Origin of the sequence: Massilia sp. Se16.2.3 (assembly GCF_014171595.1) — a bacterium.
Classification (GTDB): domain Bacteria; phylum Pseudomonadota; class Gammaproteobacteria; order Burkholderiales; family Burkholderiaceae_D; genus Telluria.
In genome coordinates this window covers 3,960,815-3,981,197 of the sequence record NZ_CP050451.1, presented here as the reverse complement: position 1 = coordinate 3,981,197, position 20,383 = coordinate 3,960,815, and the positions used below count along the sequence as shown (strand labels likewise).

The 20,383-nt window shown below is 67.4% G+C and carries 16 protein-coding genes, 2 pseudogenes and 2 riboswitches; of the genes and pseudogenes, 13 read left to right on the top strand and 5 right to left on the bottom strand.

Annotated elements, in window-relative coordinates; all coding sequences use genetic code 11:
* Positions 1 to 212: 212 nt before the first annotated feature.
* The 5 genes and pseudogenes from G4G31_RS18105 (at position 213) to G4G31_RS18090 (ending at position 3,513) form a co-directional block, all read left to right on the top strand.
* Positions 213 to 884, top strand: a complete 672-nt coding sequence (locus tag G4G31_RS18105; RefSeq protein WP_182988816.1) for a response regulator transcription factor — start codon at positions 213 to 215, stop codon at positions 882 to 884.
* Positions 772 to 1,755, top strand: a pseudogene (locus G4G31_RS26710) (sensor histidine kinase N-terminal domain-containing protein); the annotation flags it as partial. The gene G4G31_RS18105 and the pseudogene G4G31_RS26710, both read left to right, overlap by 113 nt.
* 118 nt (positions 1,756 to 1,873) lie before the next feature.
* Positions 1,874 to 2,274 (top strand): annotated as a pseudogene (locus G4G31_RS29370) (sensor histidine kinase).
* 166 nt (positions 2,275 to 2,440) lie between these two features.
* Positions 2,441 to 2,872 (top strand): type IV pilin protein, encoded by a 432-nt coding sequence (locus G4G31_RS18095; protein ID WP_182988815.1) that lies wholly within the window; start codon positions 2,441 to 2,443, stop codon positions 2,870 to 2,872.
* On the top strand, positions 2,869 to 3,513 hold the full coding sequence (locus G4G31_RS18090) for a Tfp pilus assembly protein FimT/FimU (protein WP_182988814.1): 645 nt from the start codon (positions 2,869 to 2,871) through the stop codon (positions 3,511 to 3,513). Before G4G31_RS18095 ends, G4G31_RS18090 begins: the two co-directional genes overlap by 4 nt.
* 17 nt (positions 3,514 to 3,530) lie before the next feature.
* Here G4G31_RS18090 and G4G31_RS18085 read toward each other — a convergent pair whose 3' ends face one another.
* Entirely contained in the window at positions 3,531 to 3,902 is a 372-nt protein-coding gene (locus G4G31_RS18085) for a hypothetical protein (RefSeq protein WP_182988813.1), read from the bottom strand.
* A 37-nt stretch (positions 3,903 to 3,939) separates the two neighbouring features.
* On the opposite strand from G4G31_RS18085, the gene G4G31_RS18080 reads away from it, so the two are divergent.
* The 5 genes from G4G31_RS18080 (at position 3,940) to G4G31_RS18065 (ending at position 12,284) form a co-directional block, all read left to right on the top strand.
* Positions 3,940 to 5,124, top strand: a complete 1,185-nt coding sequence (locus tag G4G31_RS18080) for a PilW family protein (protein WP_182988812.1) — start codon at positions 3,940 to 3,942, stop codon at positions 5,122 to 5,124.
* The gene (locus G4G31_RS18075; RefSeq protein ID WP_182988811.1) at positions 5,108 to 5,698 is read left to right on the top strand and encodes a hypothetical protein; all 591 of its coding nucleotides are present in this window, start codon (positions 5,108 to 5,110) and stop codon (positions 5,696 to 5,698) included. The genes G4G31_RS18080 and G4G31_RS18075 overlap by 17 nt, the downstream gene beginning before the upstream one ends.
* Before the next feature lie 136 nt (positions 5,699 to 5,834).
* Complete coding sequence (locus G4G31_RS26695; protein WP_229425081.1) at positions 5,835 to 6,347, top strand: hypothetical protein; 513 nt, start codon at positions 5,835 to 5,837, stop codon at positions 6,345 to 6,347.
* Between the two features lie 452 nt (positions 6,348 to 6,799).
* On the top strand, positions 6,800 to 10,423 hold the full coding sequence (locus G4G31_RS18070) for a PilC/PilY family type IV pilus protein (RefSeq protein ID WP_229425080.1): 3,624 nt from the start codon (positions 6,800 to 6,802) through the stop codon (positions 10,421 to 10,423).
* A gap of 178 nt (positions 10,424 to 10,601) precedes the next feature.
* Entirely contained in the window at positions 10,602 to 12,284 is a 1,683-nt protein-coding gene (locus tag G4G31_RS18065; protein ID WP_182988810.1) for a peptide chain release factor 3, read from the top strand.
* 145 nt (positions 12,285 to 12,429) lie between these two features.
* Here the strand turns inward: G4G31_RS18065 and G4G31_RS18060 are convergent, their stop codons facing one another.
* Complete coding sequence (locus tag G4G31_RS18060; protein ID WP_210283915.1) at positions 12,430 to 12,870, bottom strand: DUF3108 domain-containing protein; 441 nt, start codon at positions 12,868 to 12,870, stop codon at positions 12,430 to 12,432.
* 751 nt (positions 12,871 to 13,621) lie between these two features.
* Here G4G31_RS18060 and G4G31_RS18055 point away from each other — a divergent pair.
* The 3 genes from G4G31_RS18055 to G4G31_RS18045 all read left to right on the top strand — a co-directional run bounded on the left by G4G31_RS18055 (position 13,622) and on the right by G4G31_RS18045 (position 15,331).
* Positions 13,622 to 14,074 (top strand): hypothetical protein, encoded by a 453-nt coding sequence (locus tag G4G31_RS18055; protein WP_182988808.1) that lies wholly within the window; start codon positions 13,622 to 13,624, stop codon positions 14,072 to 14,074.
* Between the two features lie 112 nt (positions 14,075 to 14,186).
* Positions 14,187 to 14,480: a HAMP domain-containing protein gene (locus G4G31_RS18050; RefSeq protein ID WP_182988807.1), complete on the top strand. Its 294-nt coding sequence runs from the start codon at positions 14,187 to 14,189 to the stop codon at positions 14,478 to 14,480.
* A gap of 56 nt (positions 14,481 to 14,536) precedes the next feature.
* Entirely contained in the window at positions 14,537 to 15,331 is a 795-nt protein-coding gene (locus G4G31_RS18045; RefSeq protein ID WP_182988806.1) for a methyl-accepting chemotaxis protein, read from the top strand.
* A gap of 195 nt (positions 15,332 to 15,526) precedes the next feature.
* Here G4G31_RS18045 and gcvP read toward each other — a convergent pair whose 3' ends face one another.
* From gcvP to gcvT, 3 genes are all read right to left on the bottom strand, one after another.
* Entirely contained in the window at positions 15,527 to 18,412 is a 2,886-nt protein-coding gene (gene gcvP, locus G4G31_RS18040) for an aminomethyl-transferring glycine dehydrogenase (RefSeq protein ID WP_182988805.1), read from the bottom strand.
* Positions 18,413 to 18,556: 144 nt separating this feature from the next.
* On the bottom strand, positions 18,557 to 18,937 hold the full coding sequence (gcvH, locus tag G4G31_RS18035; RefSeq protein ID WP_182988804.1) for a glycine cleavage system protein GcvH: 381 nt from the start codon (positions 18,935 to 18,937) through the stop codon (positions 18,557 to 18,559).
* A 50-nt stretch (positions 18,938 to 18,987) separates the two neighbouring features.
* Positions 18,988 to 20,106, bottom strand: a complete 1,119-nt coding sequence (gene gcvT, locus G4G31_RS18030; RefSeq protein ID WP_182988803.1) for a glycine cleavage system aminomethyltransferase GcvT — start codon at positions 20,104 to 20,106, stop codon at positions 18,988 to 18,990.
* A 55-nt stretch (positions 20,107 to 20,161) separates the two neighbouring features.
* Positions 20,162 to 20,264, bottom strand: a riboswitch (glycine riboswitch).
* 18 nt (positions 20,265 to 20,282) lie between these two features.
* Positions 20,283 to 20,369, bottom strand: a riboswitch (glycine riboswitch).
* Positions 20,370 to 20,383: the final 14 nt, after the last annotated feature.

Below are 20,383 nucleotides of genomic sequence, written 5' to 3'. Positions count from 1 at the left end.
GACACTGCCTCATCGCGATGTGTGTACATTAAAGCTATAGTCCGGTGCCGAACATAAGATTAGGGGTTGCCCCCGTGTAGGCTGTATGCATGGTGTCTTGTCAGTCCAGTCCTACTGGGAAAGATGCCGAAAATCAGCCGAATCATTGAGCTGACGCAAGGATCTGGCTCATAATGGGCGCAATTACAACCCCCGCGCCCCTCCATTCCCGCATGCATGTCCTACTTGTCGAAGACGATGCCGTCCTGGCCGATGGCCTGATCCGTACTCTGCAGGGGCATGGCATGCAGGTCGAGCTGGCCCGCGACGGCCTGCAGGCCGACCTCGCGCTGCAGCGCAACCCGCCGCTGGTCGCCGTGCTCGACATTGGCTTGCCGGGCATTGACGGCTTCGAGGTGGTGCGGCGTCTGCGCGCGCGCGGCGACGCCACCCCGGTGCTGCTCCTGACCGCGCGCGATGCCGTCGAGGACCGCGTGCGCGGCCTGGAAACAGGCGCCGACGACTACCTCGTGAAACCCTTCGCCACGCCCGAGCTGGTCGCGCGCATCCGCGCCCTCGGCCGCCGCAATGCGCCCAAGAGCACCGTTCTCACCCTCGGCAACCTCGTCTTCGACAGCGGCGCCCGCCGCGCCCGCGTGGGCGAACGTGCGCTGGACCTGTCGGCGCGCGAGTGGGCCGTGCTCGAATACCTGCTGCAACAGGCGGGCAGGGTGGTGTCGAAACAGCAGATCATCGATGCCATCGCACCACGGGGCGACGACCTGACCCTGAATGCCGTCGAAGTCTATGTCTCGCGCCTGCGGCTCAAGCTCGACGGCGCCGGCCTGCAGCTGCGCACCATTCGCGGCTTCGGCTACCTGCTGGAAGCGGGCACGGCCACGTGAAGCGCGACCCGGGCCGCCACCCATGATCCGCGAAACGCGCCAGCGCCCGCAGCGCCGCGCGAGCGGCAAGGCCGGCAGCATCCGCCTGCGCCTGCTCAAGTGGCTCGTCGCGCCCATCCCGGTCTTCAACCCGGGCGCCGCCACGCTCACTTACCTGCTGGCCTGGACGCCGGCCCAGCTCGCGTTCGACGAGGGCTTGCGCGCGGCCGCGGCCGCGGCGGCCGCTGCGGGCCGCGTGCGCGGCGGCAACCTGGCCTCGCTCGGTCCGCCATCGATCGCCGACAACGCCGGCGAGGCAGGCTGGGTTGCCGTGCATGACCTGGACGGACGGCGCCTGGCCGGTGCCGCCGCGCTACCGGCACCGAAGGGCCCCGGCCTGGCCGACGCGCGCATGCACGGCGAACCGGTACGCGTCGCCGTCGCCGAAGCCCGCCACGGGCGCCGGGCCGGTGCGCGTGAGCGTGGCGCGCACCGTGCGTGCGCGCCGGGGCGCGCGCGCCGCCATCCTGCGCTCGCTCGTCCTGCTCGAGATTGTGTTCAGCCTGGCCCCGGTGGCCCCGGGTCTGGTTTTCGGTCGGCAATGGCCTGGCGCCGCTGGCGCGGCTGCGCGCCCGCCTCGATGCGCGCGGCAGCGGCGATCTCGCTCCCGGACGATGCCGGCCTGACGCGCGAACTGGCGCCCGTGGTCGACGCCTTCAACGCGCTGCTCGGCCGGATCGAGGCCGGCGCGCGCGCCCGGGACGAGTTTCGCGCGAACGTGGCGCACCAGCTGCGCACGCCCCTGGCCGGGCTGCGCCTGCAGCTCGAATGGCTGGCGGCGCGCCATGCGGACGACCCCGAGACGCGCAGGTCGGTCGAGATGATGCTGGGCGCGAACGAACGCATGATCCGCCAGACCAACCAGCTGCTCTCGCTCGAGCGCGCCGAACCGCAGCGCTTCGCGCGCGCGCGCCCGGTGCCGCTCGACCTGGCGCAGGTGGTCGCCGACAGTGTCCAGACTTTCGTGGAGCGGGCGGCCGTCAAGGAAATCGACCTCGGCTTCGAACTGGAGCCGGCGCCCGTCCGGGGCGACGTCTTCCCTGCTGCGCGACCTGGTCGACAACCTGGTCGACAACGCGCTGCGCTACACGCCGCGGGGAGGGCGGGTCACGGTCGGCTGCGGCAGGCGCGCCGGCGGGGGGGCGCTCCTGCGCGTCGAAGACAATGGCCCGGGCATCGCTCCGCACCTGCGCGCCCGGTGTTCGAACGCTTCGTGCGCCTCGACGAGAACACGGCCGGCAGCGGCCTGGGCCTGGCCATCGTGCGCGACATCGCCAGGCTGCACGGAGGCGATGTCCGGATCGAGGATGCGGCCCAGGGCGGCGCGGTCTTCACGGTCAGTTTTCCCTGAGCGCATCGCCCGATTCGGGCGTATTTAGCTCCGGAAAGACCAGTTTGTCAGCTCCCTGTCAGCATTTCCTCAGGGTAATGCAAGCTTGCTGAGGTATGATTCTCCAGAGGAAACTTTTTTTGCGGCAAGCCGCGTAGACGGCCAAGCCGTCCTTCTGGGGATAACAATGAAACGGCAGACCGGCTTTACGCTCATCGAACTCTTGATCACCGTTGCGATCATCGGCATCCTGACGGCGATCGCCATCCCGAACTACGGCAGCTACGTGTTGCGCACCCGGCTCACGGATGCGTATTCGGGCCTTGCGGGCACGCAGCCGATCGCCGAGCAGTACTGGTCGACCAACCGCACTTACGAAGGCTTCGGCACGACCCCTGGCCAGTTGCCGGCGGGCACTGCCGACTTCGTCTTCAGCGTCAGCAACGACACCGCGACCACCTTCACCGTCACCGCCACGGGCAGCGGCACTGGCCCGACCGCCGGCTTCGTGTTCTCGATCGACCAGGGCGGCAACCGCAGGACCGTGTCCGCGCCGGCCGGCTGGGCCAGGCCGAACAATTGCTGGGTACGCACCAAAGAAGGAGGGTGCAGCCAATGACGTGGCCGACGAGGCGCTCGCCTGGCGCCCTGGCCCGGCGCGGTTTCACCCTGATCGAAGCGATGGTCGCGCTGGCCATCCTCGCCATCATCCTGTCGATCGGCGTGCCGATGATGAGCGAATGGACCTACAAGAACCAGGTCGCCAGCGCCACCCAGTTCTACTCCGAAGGCCTGGTCATGGCCCGCAACCAGGCCCTGAGCAACAACAGTTTCGGCCGCATGGTGCTGACTCCGAACGGCAATGGCCAGAAGGACTGGCAGGTCGACATCTGCTTCCCGACCCCGGAAACACCCTGCACGCGCGAGAGCGACAACTGGTCGACCCTCGAGGCCGCGGCGGCGGACGACCCGGCCGGGGCGACCGGATTCAAGTCTGTCCTGCGCCCCGCCGACGCACTCCCGGCCGCGGCCGTCCTGCAGCAGACCTTCACGCCGGCCACGGCCGATGCGGTGTACTTCACGCCGCTCGGCTGGGTCGACACGACCGTTCCCAACGGGCTGCGCCGCATCGTGCTCGAGCCCCGTGGCAGCCGTGCCGGCGCCACCCCGAAGGTCGCGGTCGCCCTGACCCTGGCCGGCATTGCCAGCCGCTGCAAGCCCGACGCCACCCAAAACGACCCCCAGAGGTGCCCACCATGAAGAAGATGCCTTCCCTTTCAATGCGGCGCCGGGGCGGCGTCGCCCTGCTCGAAGCGCTGATGGCGGCCGTGCTGCTGGCCATCGGCCTGCTCGGCACCGTCGGCCTGCAGGCACGCTCGTACGCCGCCCTGTCCGAGGCCAGCATGCGCGCCGAAGCCACCCTCGCGGCGGAAACCCTGATGGGAACCATGGCGACGAACAAGGAAGCACTGTCCGGGTATGCCTACCCGGCGGCACGCCCAGCAGCCAGCTGGCACCGGGTACCAGGCGACCCGCACCGCCATTCCCGGTGCGACGATCGCGATCACGGTGGGCGAGGGCCCCATCAACGAACCGCGCGAGGTCACCATCACCATCGGCTGGCAGCGCCAGGCCACCGCGCCCGCCAACAGGCACGTTATCCGCGCTTACATCTAGGAGAACCCGATGCGTTCCAGTCTCCCCCGCATGCGCGGCTTCTCGGTCGTCGAGCTCCTGGTCAGCGTGGCCATCGGCCTGCTGGCATTGGGCTTTGCCACCCGCCTCGTCACCGGCGCGGAATCGGCCAAGTCCTCCGCGATCGCCACCTCCGATTCGATGCAGAACGGCATGCTGGCGATGTTCTCGATCAGCGGCGACGCCCAGCAGGCCGGTTACGGCCTGAACGATCCACTGCTGGTCGGCTGCAACACCTTCTTCCGCGATACCGAAGGCTACGAGCTGGCGGCGGCGGGGGGGCTGCATCCCCTGGTGCCGGCCCTCATCGAATCGAACGGTACGAGGCCTGATACGATCACCCTGTATTCGGGCAGCAGCCAGGGGGGCAGCGGAACGGCGCGCGTCGTCGGATACGACGCGAATTTGCCCACGAGCCTGCAGCTCGGCGGCGAGCCCTACGGATTTTCGCGGGGCGATGTCGTCGTCCTCGCAGCCGAAGACGGCAGCGGTGACTGCGCGCTGGCCCAGGTGTCCGCCGACCCGGTCAAGCCCATTTCACCAGCCAATCCCGTCCTGAAAGTGGCGGAGGTGGACGTCGACTTCCGCTACAACGCCAACGAAGGCAGCATCGGTATCCCTGTCCTGCCAGGCAACATGCGTGTCTTCCACCTCGGCCGGGCGGGGGCGCTGTCCTTCCATACCTGGTCGGTCGATCAGGGCTTCCTGCAGTTGCGCGCGACCGACATGGCCGGCGCCAGCCGGCTGCCGGCCACGGTGGCGGACAACATCGTGTCGATCAAGGCCCAGTACGGCTTCGATACCCGCGACGAGGAGAATTTCGTCAAGCGCGAAATCCTGAGTGTCGGGAAGTGGTCGCCTACCATGATCGATGCCGACGGAATCGGGGGGGTCGGCAACCGCGGCGACTACCAGCGTATCGTCGCGCTGCGCATTGCCGTCGTCGCACGCAGCAAGAAGCGCGAAAGCCAGCAGGGCGGCTGCACGGCCACCACAGCCCGGCCGACCGTGTTCGCGAGCCAGTCGCCAGTGGGCGTGAACGCCGTGCCGATGGAGGTCGACGTGGCGGTGCCTGGCGACCCCGTCGACTGGCGCTGCTACCGCTATCGCGTGTTCGAAACCGTCATGCCAATGCGCAATTCACAATGGAGCCCGAACAATGCAGCCGTCCATTAAGGCCCAGCGGGGCCTGGCCATGCCCGTCACGCTGATCATCCTGGCCGTGATGCTGATGTCGAGCATCTACCTGCTCAAGTCCACCAACTCGACCACGATGACGGCAGCCAACCTGGCCTACGATTCGGCCCAGGCGCGTGCGGTCGACTTCGGATTGATGGAGGGCTACCGGTGGTTGAATGTGACCGTGAAGACCAGTGCCGGCACGCTCAATGAGACAGGGCCAAGTACCGGCTACGTCGCGACGCTCCACCCCAGGCTGAGCACGCGCTCCGAACAATTCTGGGCCGGAAGCCGGTCCGTGACCTTCGAGGGCCAGCCGGTGGAGTACGTCATCCATCGCCTGTGTTCGGTCCAAGGTAGCTCGGGCATGGCGGCGGACGGCACCAGCAACGGCTGTGTCATGACCGCCGACAACCTGGCGCGCAGGAAGATCGGGCCGGGCGAAAGCCTGGCGATCGACGCGCCGCGCTACCGCCGGCCGCCGAAAGTGCACTTCGTCGTCACCGCCCGGATTGCAGGCAAGCGGGGCGGTAATGTCGTGAACCAGATGGTGGTGCTGGTCGGCCCCTGACGCCGGCACCGAGACCGGCCCGGAACAGGGCCGGCAGCAAGACCGGCCCGGGACAGGGCCGGCATCCAAGACTGGCCCGCAACCGGGTCGGCGCCCAAGACCGGCTCGCAGCCGGGTAATGAGAATGGAAATACGTATGAAGCGCATACTCTCGCTGATCGCATTGCTGCTCCTGGCCCCGGCCAGCCAGGCGGCGCCGACCTCCATCGCCAACCTGCCGCTGCTGAACATCGACGGCACCGGCACGGTGAAGCCGAACCTGATGCTGCTCTACGATAACTCGGGTTCGATGGCCAGCACCTTCACGCCCGACTACGTGGACGACACCGGCTCGTGCCGCTCGCGCGGCACCCCTGGCCAGCGGCACGCGCGGCTGCCGCATCGGCGATCCGCCGTTTGCCAGCGCCGACTTCAACAAGCAGTACTACAACCCGAAGGTGCGCTATCTGCCGCCGGTCAGGGACACGGGCGTGTCCTTCGATTCGATGACCAGGCAAAAGACGACGAACTGGACCCAGGTGCCGGCCGACGCCTTCGGCATCAACAAGACCGACCTGCTGGGCCAGGGCCAGACCATGATCGACCTGACCCAGGGCTTCCCCGACCTGGCCTGGTGCGACACCAGCAGTGCCAACTGCGTCAAGAATGAACTGGGTTATTCGTACCCGAGCGACACCCGCTACACGCCGGTGTACTTCCTGGCGAACCCGTACTACTACAACATCAACGTCGGCGAATACTGCACCGACGCCACCTTGACCGATTGCCGCGTGACCACGGTGGGCGGGGCCGCGCCGGCCGGCTATCCGGTGGCGGCACCCCTGCGCTGGTGTAACAGCCGCGCCCTGACCACCTGCCGGGCGAAATATGTCGGCGCCTACAAGTACCCGCGCTTCTCCGATCCGAACCGCGTCCCGGACTGGTACGGCAGCATCACGGTGCGCGCCTCCACCACCAGCAACCGTACCCGCATCAAGACCGTCGAGGCCATCACGCCGGCAGGCAGCATCACCCCTGACCAGCACCGCTGTCTTTGCCGACAACGGCACCGACACCGCGGCCGAGCAGGCGGCCGCCGCGAACGCACTGGCCGCGTCGATCGTGGCCAAGCGCGACAGGCAGTACACGGCCTGCGTGCGCACGCCGACCGTGCTCGGCGTGCCGGCCTGCTCGAGCTACGACATTTCGCTGGGCAGCGACGCCATCGTGGCGGTGGTGCCGATCACCTGCAACGGCACGACATGCACGCCGGTCAGCGACGGCAGCCGCGCCGGCGTCGACCTGGTCGTCGGTGCCGACGACACGGTGACCGCGCTCCTGACCATCTCCGGCCGCGCCAACAACGGCAAGCGTACCGAACTGTCCTCGCTGCTGCTGGGCAGCACCCAGCTGCTGAACACGAAAATCACCTTCGACAACAACGCCAGCGCCAATGGCGTGGCGATTGCGCTTGCCGAGAGGATCGGCACCAACGGCATCATCCGCGCGTATGTCGGCAGCACCGCGAACAGTCCGCCGGCCTGCGCCGCTGCGCCCGACACCACCCTGTGCCTCGTGAGCTCCCGGGCGAACCGTGCCGGCCAGGCCATCACGGTCGGCGCCCTCACCAGCAACGGCAACCTGAGCTTCACCCAGAAGCCGGCCGCCGCCGACGGCATTCCGACCACGACGCTCGGGCTGGGCGCCTCGGTGTTCAGCCGCGTGGACATTGTCCCGGCCAGGAACAGCTACCCGCGCGTCACCGAGCGCAGCGACTGCGCCGGCACCACCTGCACCTACGACGAGGAGATGACCAACTTCGCCAACTGGTACGCGTACTACAAGACGCGCAACCAGATGATGAAGACCTCGGTCGGCCTGGCCTTCCAGCCGGTGGGCGAGGGCTACAAGGTCGGCATCGTGTCGCTGTCGACCGCGGCCGCCGAGGGCGGCATGACGATCCCGCAACCTTTCATCGGCAAGGCGCGCGCCGACTGGTACGACGCGCTCTACAAGATGAACGGCAACAACTCGACACCGCTGCGCCAGGCCCTGCATGCCGTCGGCAAGATGTATGCGAACCTGGCGCCCTACAAGCGTTCCGCCGGCAACGAGGTCGTGCGTTTCCCGTGCGAGCAGAACTTCACCTTCATGACCACGGACGGCTACTGGAATGGTCCGGCGGCCGCGGACGTCGTCAGCAACGACAACGTCGAGAGCACGACGCGCTTCTGCTCGAAGGACAAGGGCTGCGTCGATCCGACCCCGCAATCGGCCAACTCGCTGGCCGACATCGCCCTGTACTGGTACAACGGCGGTTCGAACACCGAGAGCACTTCGCTGCGTACCACGCTCGAAAACTGGGACAACGAAGGCCTGGTGCCGGGCAGGACCGGTATCGACAACAAGCGCCTGCACATGAATACCTACACGCTGGGACTGGGCGTCGACGGCATCATGACCTATGACAAGAACTACGGGTCGCCCACGGCCGGCACCGACTTCCACAAACTGATCACCGGTGTCGCCACCGGCTGCCCGTGGAACAACAACGGCCCCTATGTCTGGCCGAATCCGGCGACGAACGACGATACCGGCGGTGCCACCTACCAGTCGCGCGTCGACGACCTGTGGCACGCGGCGATCAACGGACACGGCAAGTACTTCAGCGCCTCGGCGCCGCTGGAGGTCGTCGCCGGCCTCTCCAGCGCGCTGTCGGATATCCAGGAAAAGCAGGGCGCCGCCTCGGCCGCCGCGACCTCGACCCCGAACGTGTCGGTGGACGACAACGACCTGTTCGCCGCCACCTTCACGACCGTGAAGTGGTACGGCGAACTCGAGAGCAAGGAGATCGACGTCTCCACGGGCGCGGTATCGCGAGTCGCCAAGTGGAACACCTCGACCCTGCTGGGCGCAAAAGTGGGCGCGCTGACCGATACGCGCAGGATCCTCATGCGCGACGTCGACACGGGCGGCCTGAAGGAATTCCGCTATAACCTGATGACGCCGACCGAGCAGGGCTGGTTCGACAACAAGTGCGGCCAGCTCGACCAATGCCCGACGCTGACCGTGCTTGATCGCCTGGTCGTCAACGATGGCCGCAATATCGTCGGCTGGTTGCGCGGCCAGCAGCAGTTTGCCAACAACAGGGTACTGCGCGAATACGCGCGCAAGGCCGCCGATCCGGAAGCCGCGTTGGGGCAGTTGCCGCTGGTGCTGGGCGACATCGCCTCGTCCAAGCCCGCCTACATGCGCCGGCCGACCAAGAATTACGAGGATTTCGATGACCCGGACGTGAAGGACCCGGCGTTCATCTCCGGCTACGGCGCGTTCAAGTCGGCCAAGGCCAGTCGCGCCCCCACCGTTTTCGTTGGCGCCAACGACGGCATGCTGCATGCTTTCGACGGCGAGACCGGCGACGAGCTGTGGGCCTATGTGCCGCGCATCACCATGAAGAAGCTCTACCGCCAGGCGAGCACGACCTACGGCACCAACCACCAGTTCACGGTGGACGGTTCGCCCGAAGTGGTTGACGTGAAGATCGACGGCGCATGGCGCACCGTGCTGGTCGGCGGGCTCAATGCCGGCGGCCGCGGCTACTATGCGCTCGACGTCACCGATCCGGCCGATCCGAAGCTGCTGTGGGAACTCTGCGCCGACGCCGCCGTGTGCGGCAAGCACGACGACGACATCGGCCTGACTTTCGGCAACCCGCAAATCGGCGTCTGGACGGATGGGAGTGGCGGGAAGCACTGGGCCGCCTTCCTGAGCTCGGGCTACAACAACATCCCCGGCACGGACGGCGTCACCGTCGGCACCGGCAAGGGCTGGCTGTATGTCGTGGACATTGCCAACGGCACCATCCTGTCGAAGACCGGGACCGACGGCAGCGTCGAGACGCCTTCAGGCCTGGCGCGCATCACGGCGATCAGCAAGGACCCGCACACCGATCCGCGCGTGACCCACGTCTACGGCGGCGACAACCTCGGCCGTATGTGGCGTTTCGACTACAGCGCCGGTGGGGACGCCCGCTTGCTGAAAATGGGCGACGCCGGCGTCAACCAGCCAATCACGACCCGGCCGGACGTCACGATCTGCGAGGCCAGGAACCCCGACGGTACCGTGGTGAGCCGGCGCGTGGTGGCCTTCGGCACCGGGCGGCTGCTCGACCAGGGCGACATCCGGGACACGAGCGTCCAGGCCGCCTACGTCCTGGCCGATAACGGCAAGGCGCTCGGCAGTGTGCCGGTCGCGACGATGGTGAACCGCCAGCTGAGCGTCATCGCCGGCACCGGGACGGCGTATGCCATCAGCGGCCCTGACGTCAATCTTGCTCTCGGCACGGCCGATGGCTGGAGCATGCGCTTTGACCGCAACCTGGGCGAACGCGTCAACCTCGACCCGAAAATCATCGACGGCGCGCTCAACGTCGTGACCAACGTGCCAACGACGCCGACCGGCTGCAAGGTGGGCGGCAGCAGCAATGTCTACCAGCTCAATGTGTGTACCGCCCAGCCCCTGATGAGCGTCGCCGTCACCAGCGGCAACCGGACCACGTACGTGGCGGCCGCGGGGCAGACACTGTCGAACTCGGCGGCTGCGGTTGGTACCACCGTGATCAGCCTGCCGTCGGGCGACCTGCGCCAGATCACCACCAATGCCGACGGCGGCATCATCAGCACCACCGCCGTCAACGCGTTGCCGCTGACAACGAAGATTTCCGGCTGGCGCCGGGTGCGCGAATGAGGTAGGGAAGAGGGAAACTACGGGACCGCGGGAACGCGGGTTCCGGACAGGGCGATACGACGCCCCAGGCGGCCCGGCCGGAGCAATCGCTCCCGCCGGGCCGCATTCTATTCACACGAGCGGCGCCGGAATCGGTAAAATCGAGGGTTTTCTCCATTGGGGCCATCCGGGCTCGACTATGTCCAACGAACCTGACATCCTTGCCGCCGACGAAGGCAGCGCTCTTGACACCACTGCCGCTGCCGCTGCCGATTCTGCGCGCCCGCCGGCCGCCATCGCGCGCGAAGTGGCGCGCCGCCGCACCTTCGGCATCATTTCCCACCCCGACGCCGGTAAAACCACGCTGACCGAAAAGCTGCTGCTGTTCTCGGGCGCGATCCAGCTCGCCGGTACCGTCAAGGGCCGCAAGAGCGGCCGCCATGCCACCTCCGACTGGATGGACATCGAGAAGCAGCGCGGCATTTCGGTCGCCTCCTCGGTGATGCAGTTCGAGTTCCGCGACCACGTCATCAACCTGCTCGACACCCCCGGCCACCAGGACTTCTCGGAAGACACCTACCGCGTGCTGACGGCCGTCGATTCGGCGCTGATGGTGATCGACGCCGCCAAGGGCGTGGAAGAACAGACCATCAAGCTGCTCGACGTCTGCCGCATGAGGAATACCCCGATCGTCACCTTCATGAACAAGCTCGACCGCGAAACCCGCGACCCGCTCGAGCTGCTCGATGAACTCGAGTCGGTGCTCAAGATCGAATGCGCGCCGGTGACCTGGCCTATCGGCATGGGCAAGAATTTCCGCGGCGTGTACCACCTGCTCAACGACACGATCATGCTGTTCAAGGCCGGCGAAGAAAAAGCCGACGGCGCTTTCGAGATCCTCAAGGGTATCGACAATCCGAAGCTGGCCGAGATGTTCCCGCTCGAGATCGAGCAGCTGAAGATGGAAGTTGAGCTCGTGCATGGCGCCAGCCACCCGTTCGACCTGGAGCGCTTCCTGTCGGGCGTGCAGACTCCCGTGTTCTTCGGTTCGGCGATCAACAACTTCGGCGTGCGCGAAATCCTCTCGGCCCTGGTCGACTGGGCGCCGGCCCCGCGCGAGCGCGACGCCACCGTGCGCGCCGTGGAGCCTGCCGAGCCGAAGTTCTCCGGTTTCGTCTTCAAGATCCAGGCCAACATGGACCCGGCCCACCGCGACCGCATCGCCTTCCTGCGCGTGTGCTCGGGCCGTTTCGAAAAGGGCATGAAGGTCAAGCACCTGCGCCTTGGGCGCGAAGTCAAGCTGTCGTCGGTCGTGACCTTCATGGCATCGTCCCGCGAGCAGGTGGAAGAAGCCTACGCCGGCGACATCATCGGCTTGCCGAACCACGGCAACATGCAGATCGGCGACAGCTTCTCGGAAGGCGAGATGCTCACCTTCACCGGCATCCCGTACTTCGCCCCGGACCTGTTCCGCACGGTGCGCATCCGGAATCCCTTGAAGATGAAGCAGCTGCACAAGGGCTTGCAGCAGCTGGGCGAGGAGGGCGCGGTGCAGGTGTTCAAGCCGGTGCTGGGCTCGGACCTGATCCTGGGCGCGGTCGGCGTGCTGCAGTTCGACGTCGTCGCCAGCCGCCTGCTCAATGAATACGGCGTCGATGCCGTCTTCGAGGGCTCCAGCATCAGCAGCGCGCGCTGGGTGTCGAGCGACGACAAGAAGGCCTTGTCCGACTTCGAGACGCAGCTGGGTCACAACGTGGCCTACGACGCGGCCGGCAACCTCGCTTACCTGGCGACGTCCGGCGTGAACCTGCGCCTGACCCAGGAGCGCTGGCCCAAGCTCACCTTCCACGCGACGCGCGAGCACGCGGCCAAGCTGGCGTAAGCCGCTGGCGCGCTACACGAACGGCCGGCGGCATGCCGGCCGTTTTCACGTCGGCGGGCCCCGCCTCACTGCGCCCCGCTGCTGGCGGGCGCCTCCAGGTCCAGCGTGCGCACGACCTGGTCGACGACGGTGCCGTCCGGTTCCGTCACCGGATGCGTACCGGCAGCCAGTGCTGCTGTGGTGCCAGCCAGAGCTCCACGCGGCGCTCGCCGGACGGCGCCAGCTGCGCCAGGTGCACCGCGGCCAGCCGGCCGATGCCGGTGTCGATCTCTTCCTGCCCCATGACCCGGAAGCGCGCGATCCCGGTGCCGGCGGCGCCTCCCACGACGATCTCGATCACGTCCTGCATCTGGTCGGGCTCGGCCAGGCCCATGCCGGCCAGCTGGATCAGCACCGAGGCGCGGTCCTGGACGCCCGGGGGGGGAGCAGCCCCGCCCGCATAGTCGATCCGGTTCTCCTCGCGGTTGAAGCGCGTGACCCATGCGCCCCCGGTCGGCGAGCGCTCGCGCGTGGACGCGGGCGCCATGCCGGCATCGTCCTCGCCGCCCTCGCTCTCGAATTCGCCGAGCACGCCGTCCAGTGTCAACTGGTAGCGGCCAGCCTTGCGCTGCCAGGGACAGCCGGGCGGAGGCGGCCGGTTCGGCCTCAGCCCCGGGGCGCGTACGGATCACGGTGTAGCCGATGCTGGCGGACGGGGGCGGGCGCACCTGGTAGCGTCCGGGCATCTGTTGGGGCAGGATGCCGGTGGCCCGGTCTTGTGCTTGCGCAGGGCTTGCCGCCGGTGCCGGCGCGTCGCCTGCCGCGTCGAGGGGAACCGATCGTAGCGCCGGCGCCGGTGCCGGTGCCGGTGCCGGCAGCGGCATTGGCGCCGCGGCGGATGCCTGGGCGGCGGCCGCGGGCGCATCGGCCTGCGGCGCGGTCGCAGGCTGGGGCGTGGGGACCAGGCGCAACGCGAGCGGCGTGCCGACCTCGGGCAGCAGGGGCGGCGTGAAGCGCGCGTCGACCCAGAGCATGAGGAGCAGGTGCAGGACGACAGACAACGCGCACCACGCCAGCAGGCGCCGGTTGCGCGCCAGGTGGACGGCAATCTTCATCCCGCTAGTGTACCTGCGTGGCGGCAATTGTCCATGGCGGGGAGGGTGTTGCGATTGCTCAAAGGCAGCGCCGGACGGATGACTTAGATTGATCAAATGCGATAGAGAAACTTCGGTACCTATCGCGAAGTCGCGTACTGTCGCGCGGCGCCCATTGACGAGGCCATCATGCACATTCCCCAGCACTTCCCGGCCGCGGCCCTTGCCGCCGCCTTCCCCTCCCAACGCCGCGGGGCCTGAGCCATGCTGTCGCGCCTGCGGATCGGCCCCAAACTGCTGCTGGCGCCCGGCGTCGTGCTGGTGCTGCTGGTCCTGCTCTCGAGCGGCGCCTGGTACGCGATGGTGCGCCAGAACGCCTCGCTGGAGGACATCGTCGGCCAGCGCGCGGCGCACATGCGCGCCGCGAGCGAGCTCGTCTTCACCGCCCAGCGCAGCCACGCGGAGATCTACCAGCTGCATACCTGGATCGGCGGCAGCTTCCCGCGCCGCCGCATCGAGCCCCTGATCGCGGACATCCACCGCCAGCACGCGCTGACCCATGCAGGGCTGGAGCGGGTGGCGCGCATGACCCCTGCCGGCAGCGCGGGCGGCGCTATGTCGACCAGGCCGCGGCCGCCCATGCGGTGTACGTGCGTGCCGTGCGCGACGCGATCGAACTGGTGCGCGATGACCAGTCGATCAGCGCCAACGCCATGAGCAAGGCGGAAGCGGCCTTCGCCGTCGTCGCCCAGCGCCTCAATGCCCCGCCCAGCTCGAGCAGACGCTCTCCGAGGAGGCCTCGGCGACGGCAGCAAGCGACTTCCGCACGATGACCTGGCTGATGCCCTGCGTGATCGCGCTGGCCATTGCCGTCTCGCTGCGCATCACGGTGGCGGTGCGCAGCACGCTGCTGGCCGAGATCCGCGGCATCGGGGCTGCGGCGGTCGACCTGGCCAGCGGCGACCTGACGGTCAAGGACCGCGTGTATGGCAACGACGAGATAGGGGAAACCTCGCGCGCGCTCAACGCCAGCATCCGCAACCTGAACCTGACGCTGCGCACCATCCTCGAATCGGCGCGCTCGATCGGCACGGCGTCGCGCGACCTGGCCTGGGTAACCTGAACCTCACCACGCGCGCCACCTTCCGCGCCAGTTCGCTCGAGCACACGACCTCGTCGATGCAGGAGCTGGCCGCCACCGTCAACCTCACGGCCGACAGCGCCCGGGCAGCGAACCGCCTGGCCGAATCCGCGTCGAACGTGGCCCAGCAAGGCGAGAGCGTGGTCGACCGGCTGGTAACGACGCTGGCCACGGTCAAGGGCAGCGCCCGGCAGGTGGGCGAGATCGGCGCGCGCATCGACGCTATCGCCGTCGAGACGGGTACGCTGGCGCTGAACGCGGCCCTGGAGGCGGCGCGCGTGGGCGAGGGCGGGCGCGAGTTCGCGCTGGTGGCCGGTGACGTGCGTTCGCTGGCGCTGCGCGCCGGCGCCGCCGCGCGCGAGATCCGCGAGCTGGTGGCGCAATCGGTCGCGGAGATCGAGGGCGGCACTGCCTGGGCCGCGCAGGCCGGCAGCAGCATGGCCACCATCGCCACCTCGGTCCAGCAGGTGGGCGACATCATCAGCAAGATCAGTTCGGCCAGTGCCGAGCAGGCCAGCGGACTGCTGGACGTGAACCAGGCGATCGTGCAGATGGACCAGGTCACGCAGCGCAATTCGACGCTGGTGGAAGAAGCGGCCGAGTCGGCACGCAACCTGCAGATGCAGGCCCTGACGCTGTCGCGCGCGGTGGCCGCGTTCCGGCTCGACGAAGCGGTGACAGCACCCGATGTGGCCACGCCGCCGTCGAGCGTGGCCGACATCGACATGCGCGACGTGTTGAAGGACGGCCGGCGCGACGCCAGCCAGCCCGGCCGGGGCGAGCGCAGGAAGACGCCAAGGCCGCATTTGCGGCTGGCGTCGAGGAGGGATTGATGTCGTTTGGACGTCTCGACCATCGTACGTCGTACCGCGTGGGCACGAGTGCCCACCCTACAACGGCGGTGCACCGTAGGGTGGGCACTCGTGCCCACGCGGTCGTACAGATCCGCAGCCGCAACGTCAGCCAGAAACGACAACGGCGGCGAAGGGATCGCTCCCCGCGCCGCCGCCAAGGTCAGTGCCTAGCGATTATTCGTAATCGCTGATCGGCGCACAACCACAGAACAGGTTCCGGTCGCCATACACGTTGTCCGCACGGCCCACCGGCGGCCAGTACTTCTTCTTGCGCAGCGAGGCCACCGGGAAGGCCGCCACTTCACGGGTGTAGGTGTGCTGCCAGTCGTCGGCCGTCACCACTTCGGCCGTGTGCGGCGCACCCTTGAGCGGGTTGTCCATCTTGTCGTACTCGCCGCGCTCGACCTTCACGATCTCGGCGTGGATCGTGATCATCGCCTCGATGAAGCGGTCGATCTCGATCTTCGACTCGGACTCGGTCGGCTCGATCATGAGCGTGCCCGGCACCGGGAAGCTCATGGTCGGCGCGTGGAAGCCGAAGTCCATCAGGCGCTTGGCGACGTCTTCGTTCGAAATGCCCGTCTTGTCCTGCAGCGGACGCAGGTCGATGATGCATTCGTGCGCGACCAGGCCGTCGTGGCCGGTGTAGAGCACCGGATAGTGCGGTGCCAGGCGGCGCGCGATGTAGTTGGCGTTCAGGATGGCCGTTTCGGTGGCATTCGTCAGCCCCTCCCCACCCATCATCGCAATGTACATCCACGAGATCGGCAGGATGGAGGCCGAACCGTAGGGCGCGGCGCTGACCGCGCCGATGCCCTGTTCGTCACGGACGTAGCCGGTCGAGAGCTGGTTCGGCAGGAAGGGCGCCAGGTGGGCGCCGACGCCGATCGGACCGACGCCAGGACCGCCGCCGCCGTGCGGGATGCAGAAGGTCTTGTGCAGGTTCAGGTGGCTCACGTCGCCGCCGAAGGCGCCCGGTGCGGCCACGCCGACCAGCGCATTCATGTTGGCGCCGTCGATATACACCTGGCCGCCGTGCGCATGGACGATCTCGCACAGTTCCTGGATGCCTTCTTCGAACACGCCGTGGGTCGACGGGTAGGTGACCATCACGCAGGCCAGGTTGGCGCTGTGCTGCTCGGCTTTCTTCTTCAGGTCGGCCAGGTCGACGTTGCCGTTCTCGTCGCAGGCGGTGACGACCACCTGCATGCCGACCATGTTGGCCGATGCCGGGTTGGTGCCGTGCGCCGACGATGGAATCAGGCAGATGTTGCGGTGGCCTTCGCCGCGCGACTGGTGGTACTTCTGGATCACCAGCAGGCCCGCGTATTCGCCCTGCGAACCGGCGTTCGGCTGCAGCGAGATGGCGGCGTAGCCGGTGACGGCGCACAGCATCGCTTCGAGCTGGCCGATCATTTCGCGGTAGCCGACGGTCTGGTCATCCGGTGCGAACGGGTGGATGTTCGAGAACTCGGGCCAGGTGACCGGGATCATCTCGGAGGTCGAGTTCAGCTTCATCGTGCACGAACCCAGCGGGATCATGGTGCGGTCCAGCGCCAGGTCCTTGTCGGCAAGACTGCGCAGGTAGCGCAGCATCTCGTGCTCGGCGTGGTAGCGGTTGAACGTCGGGTGGGTCAGGAAGGCGCTGGTACGGGCCAGAACCGACGGGAAAGCGTCAGCCGCATCCTTGTCCAGCGACTCTACATCCGGCACCGCGCCGCCGTTGGCGAAGATCGAGAACAGCAGGGCGATGTCTTCGCGGGTCGTGGTTTCGTCCAGCGACAGGCCCACGTGGCCATCGTCGACGCGGCGCAGGTTCACGCCGGCGTTCGTTGCGGCCTCGTGCAGTTCGGCGGCGCGATCGGTGACGACGGTCAGCGTGTCGAAGTAACTGGCGTTGGCCAGCTGGTAACCCATCTGCTGCAGGCCGCTTGCCAGGATGCCGGTCATGCGGTGCACGCGGCGGGCGATGCGGGTCAGGCCCTGCGGGCCGTGGTAGACCGCGTACATGCCGGCCATCACGGCCAGCAGCACCTGCGCGGTGCAGATGTTCGAGGTCGCCTTTTCGCGGCGGATGTGCTGTTCGCGGGTCTGCAGCGCCAGGCGCAGGGCCGAGTTGCCACGGGCGTCGACGGTGACGCCGACCAGGCGGCCCGCCATCGAGCGCTTGTATTCGTCGCGGGTGGCCAGGTAGCCGGCGTGGGGGCCGCCGAAACCGAGCGGGACGCCGAAGCGCTGGCTGTTACCGACGACCACGTCCGCGCCCCATTCGCCCGGTGGCGTCAGCACGGTCAGGGCCAGCAGGTCGGCGGCGGCGATCACCATCGCACCGGCCGCGTGCAGCTTCTCGACAGCTGCGCGGTAGTCGCGCACGTCGCCGTTCGCACCCGGGTATTGCAGCAGCACGCCGAAGCAGGTCTCGTTCAGCGATTCGATGTCGGCGGCCGCGATCGTGCGCACTTCGACGCCGATCGGTTCGGCGCGCGTGCGAATCACTTCCAGGGTTTGCGGCAGCACGTCGTCGGCGACGTAGAACACTTTCGAGCTCGACTTGCCGACGCGCTGGATCAGCGTCATCGCTTCGGCAGCAGCCGTGCCCTCGTCCAGCATCGACGAGTTGGCGATGCCCATACCGGTCATGTCCGTGATCATCTGCTGGAAGTTCAGGATTGCTTCCAGACGGCCCTGCGAAATCTCCGGCTGGTAAGGCGTGTAGGCGGTGTACCAGGCCGGGTTTTCGAAGATGTTGCGCAGGATGACGGGCGGCGTGTGGGTGCCGTAGTAGCCCTGGCCGATGACCGACTTCATCACCTTGTTCTTCGACGCGATGGCTTTCAGTTTCGCCAGCGCCGCCTGCTCGGGCAGCGGCTCGAAGAATTCGCCCAGGTCGAGCTTGTCCTTGCGGCGGATATTGGCGGGAACGACCGCGTCGATCAGGGCCGCGCGCGATGGGTAGCCGAGGGTCGAGAGCATCGCTGCTTCTTCGGACTCCGATGGGCCGATGTGGCGCGGGATGAAGGAATCGCGTGCTTCAAGTTGGGTGAGGCTGGTGCGGGTCATGGTGGTGGCCAAAAAGAAGGGACGGTGGCGCGGGCGCTGCCTGCGCGGGTCAAATGGACGAGTAAGCTGTGCTGCTGTTGCGCCCTGCGGCACACCCAGATGCGGGCGCCGCAGGGGATTTCAACGCCCGAAGGCGCGTGACGATCAGTTGTCGGTGGTCTTGCCGTAGGCGTCGGCGTCCATCAGGCCGTTGATCGCGCCTGCGTCGGTCGGCTGCAGCTTGAACAGCCAGGCGCCGTAGGCATCCTGGTTGATCGAGTCCGGCGCGTCGGCGACCGGCTGGTTGACCGCAACCACGGTACCGCCTACCGGCGCGTAGATGTCGCTGGCGGCCTTCACCGACTCGACCACGGCGGCGTCGTCGCCGGCCGTGAAGCTCTTGCCGACCTGCGGCAGTTCGACGAACACGATGTCGCCCAAGGCGTCCTGCGCATACTCGGTGATGCCGACGGTGAGGGTGCCATCAGCTTCGAGGCGGACCCACTCGTGGGACTCGGTGTATTTCAGGTCGGTCGGGATGTTCATGTAAGGGCTCCAGGTTGGTTTGACGCGATATTATAAATTGTGTTGGAAGCTTAAGATGCCAGCACTTTGCCGTTGCGCACGAACGGCAGCTTGACGACCGTGGCGGCCAGCTTCTTGTCGCGGATCTCGACGTGGACGGTGTCGCCGATCTGCACGTCCATCGGCACGCGCGCCAGCGCGATGGCCTGCTGCATCGACGGGCTGAAGGTGCCGCTGGTGATTTCACCGGCGTTGCCCGAGGCTGCCACGACTTTCTGGTGGGCGCGCAGGATGCCGCCTTTTTCGCGCAGGATCAGGCCGGCGAAGTTCGCCTGCTGGCCTTTGGCCTGCAGTGCCGCCTTGCCGATGAAGTCGCGTTCCGAGACCAGGTCGATGGTCCAGGCCAGGCCGGCGTCGAGCGGGTTGACCGTTTCGTCCATGTCCTGGCCGTAGAGGTTCATGCCCGCTTCCAGGCGCAGCGTGTCGCGTGCGCCCAGGCCGGCAGGCTTGACGCCGGCGGCAATCAGCGCCTTCCACAGTGCTTCCACTTGCGTGGCCGGCACGCCGATCTCGAAACCGTCTTCCCCGGTATAGCCGGTACGCGCGACCATCGCTTCGCCGAAGGCCGTATCCGGCACGATGACGACGTTGAAGGGCTTCATGTCCTGCGAAGCCGCTTTCGCGGCCGGCAGCACTTCCCAGACCTTGGCACGGGCGTTCGGCCCCTGCACGGCGACCAGGGCGATCGCGTTCTCTCCGTCGCGGCGGCCGGTGATCGTCAAGCCGCTGCTAGTGGCGTCGTTCTGCTGGCGCATCCAGGCGATGTCCTTCTCGGCCGTGCCGGCGTTGACGACCAGGCGGAACCAGTCTTCGCGGAAGAAGTAGACGATCAGGTCATCGATGACGCCGCCCTCGGGATTGAGCATGCACGAGTACAGGGCCTTGCCCGGGGTCTGCAGCTTGTCGACGTTGTTGGCCAGGAGGCCGCGCAGGAAACCACGCACGTTCGCGCCTTCGAGGTCGACCACGCACATGTGCGAGACGTCGAACATGCCCGCGTCGGTACGCACCGCGTGGTGCTCTTCGATTTGCGAACCGTAGTTGACCGGCATGTCCCAGCCGCCGAAATCGACCATCTTGGCGCCGAGTGCGCGGTGTGCGGAATTGAGCGGGGTCGCTTTGAGCGTCATGGAATCCTCAGGGCAGTGAATAGGGGAGCCGCACGCCGGCCGATGCCAGCGCGCGCTGCGCCCCTCTGTCCTTGGTACCTGAGAGATAGCGGAACGGGTCCGCCTGCCCCTTCGGTGGGCCGCGGGTCTCGCCGCGGCCGCTCTCCAGAGTTGGTCCGGCACGCTTGGTACGCACCGGCCCTTGAACGGTCCTTTTGCCTGAGAGTTTTTGGGTGATGCCCCTTCGGCGGCAGCATGTCGCTGCGCTCTCCCGATCAAGACTGTGGAGGATATGTCA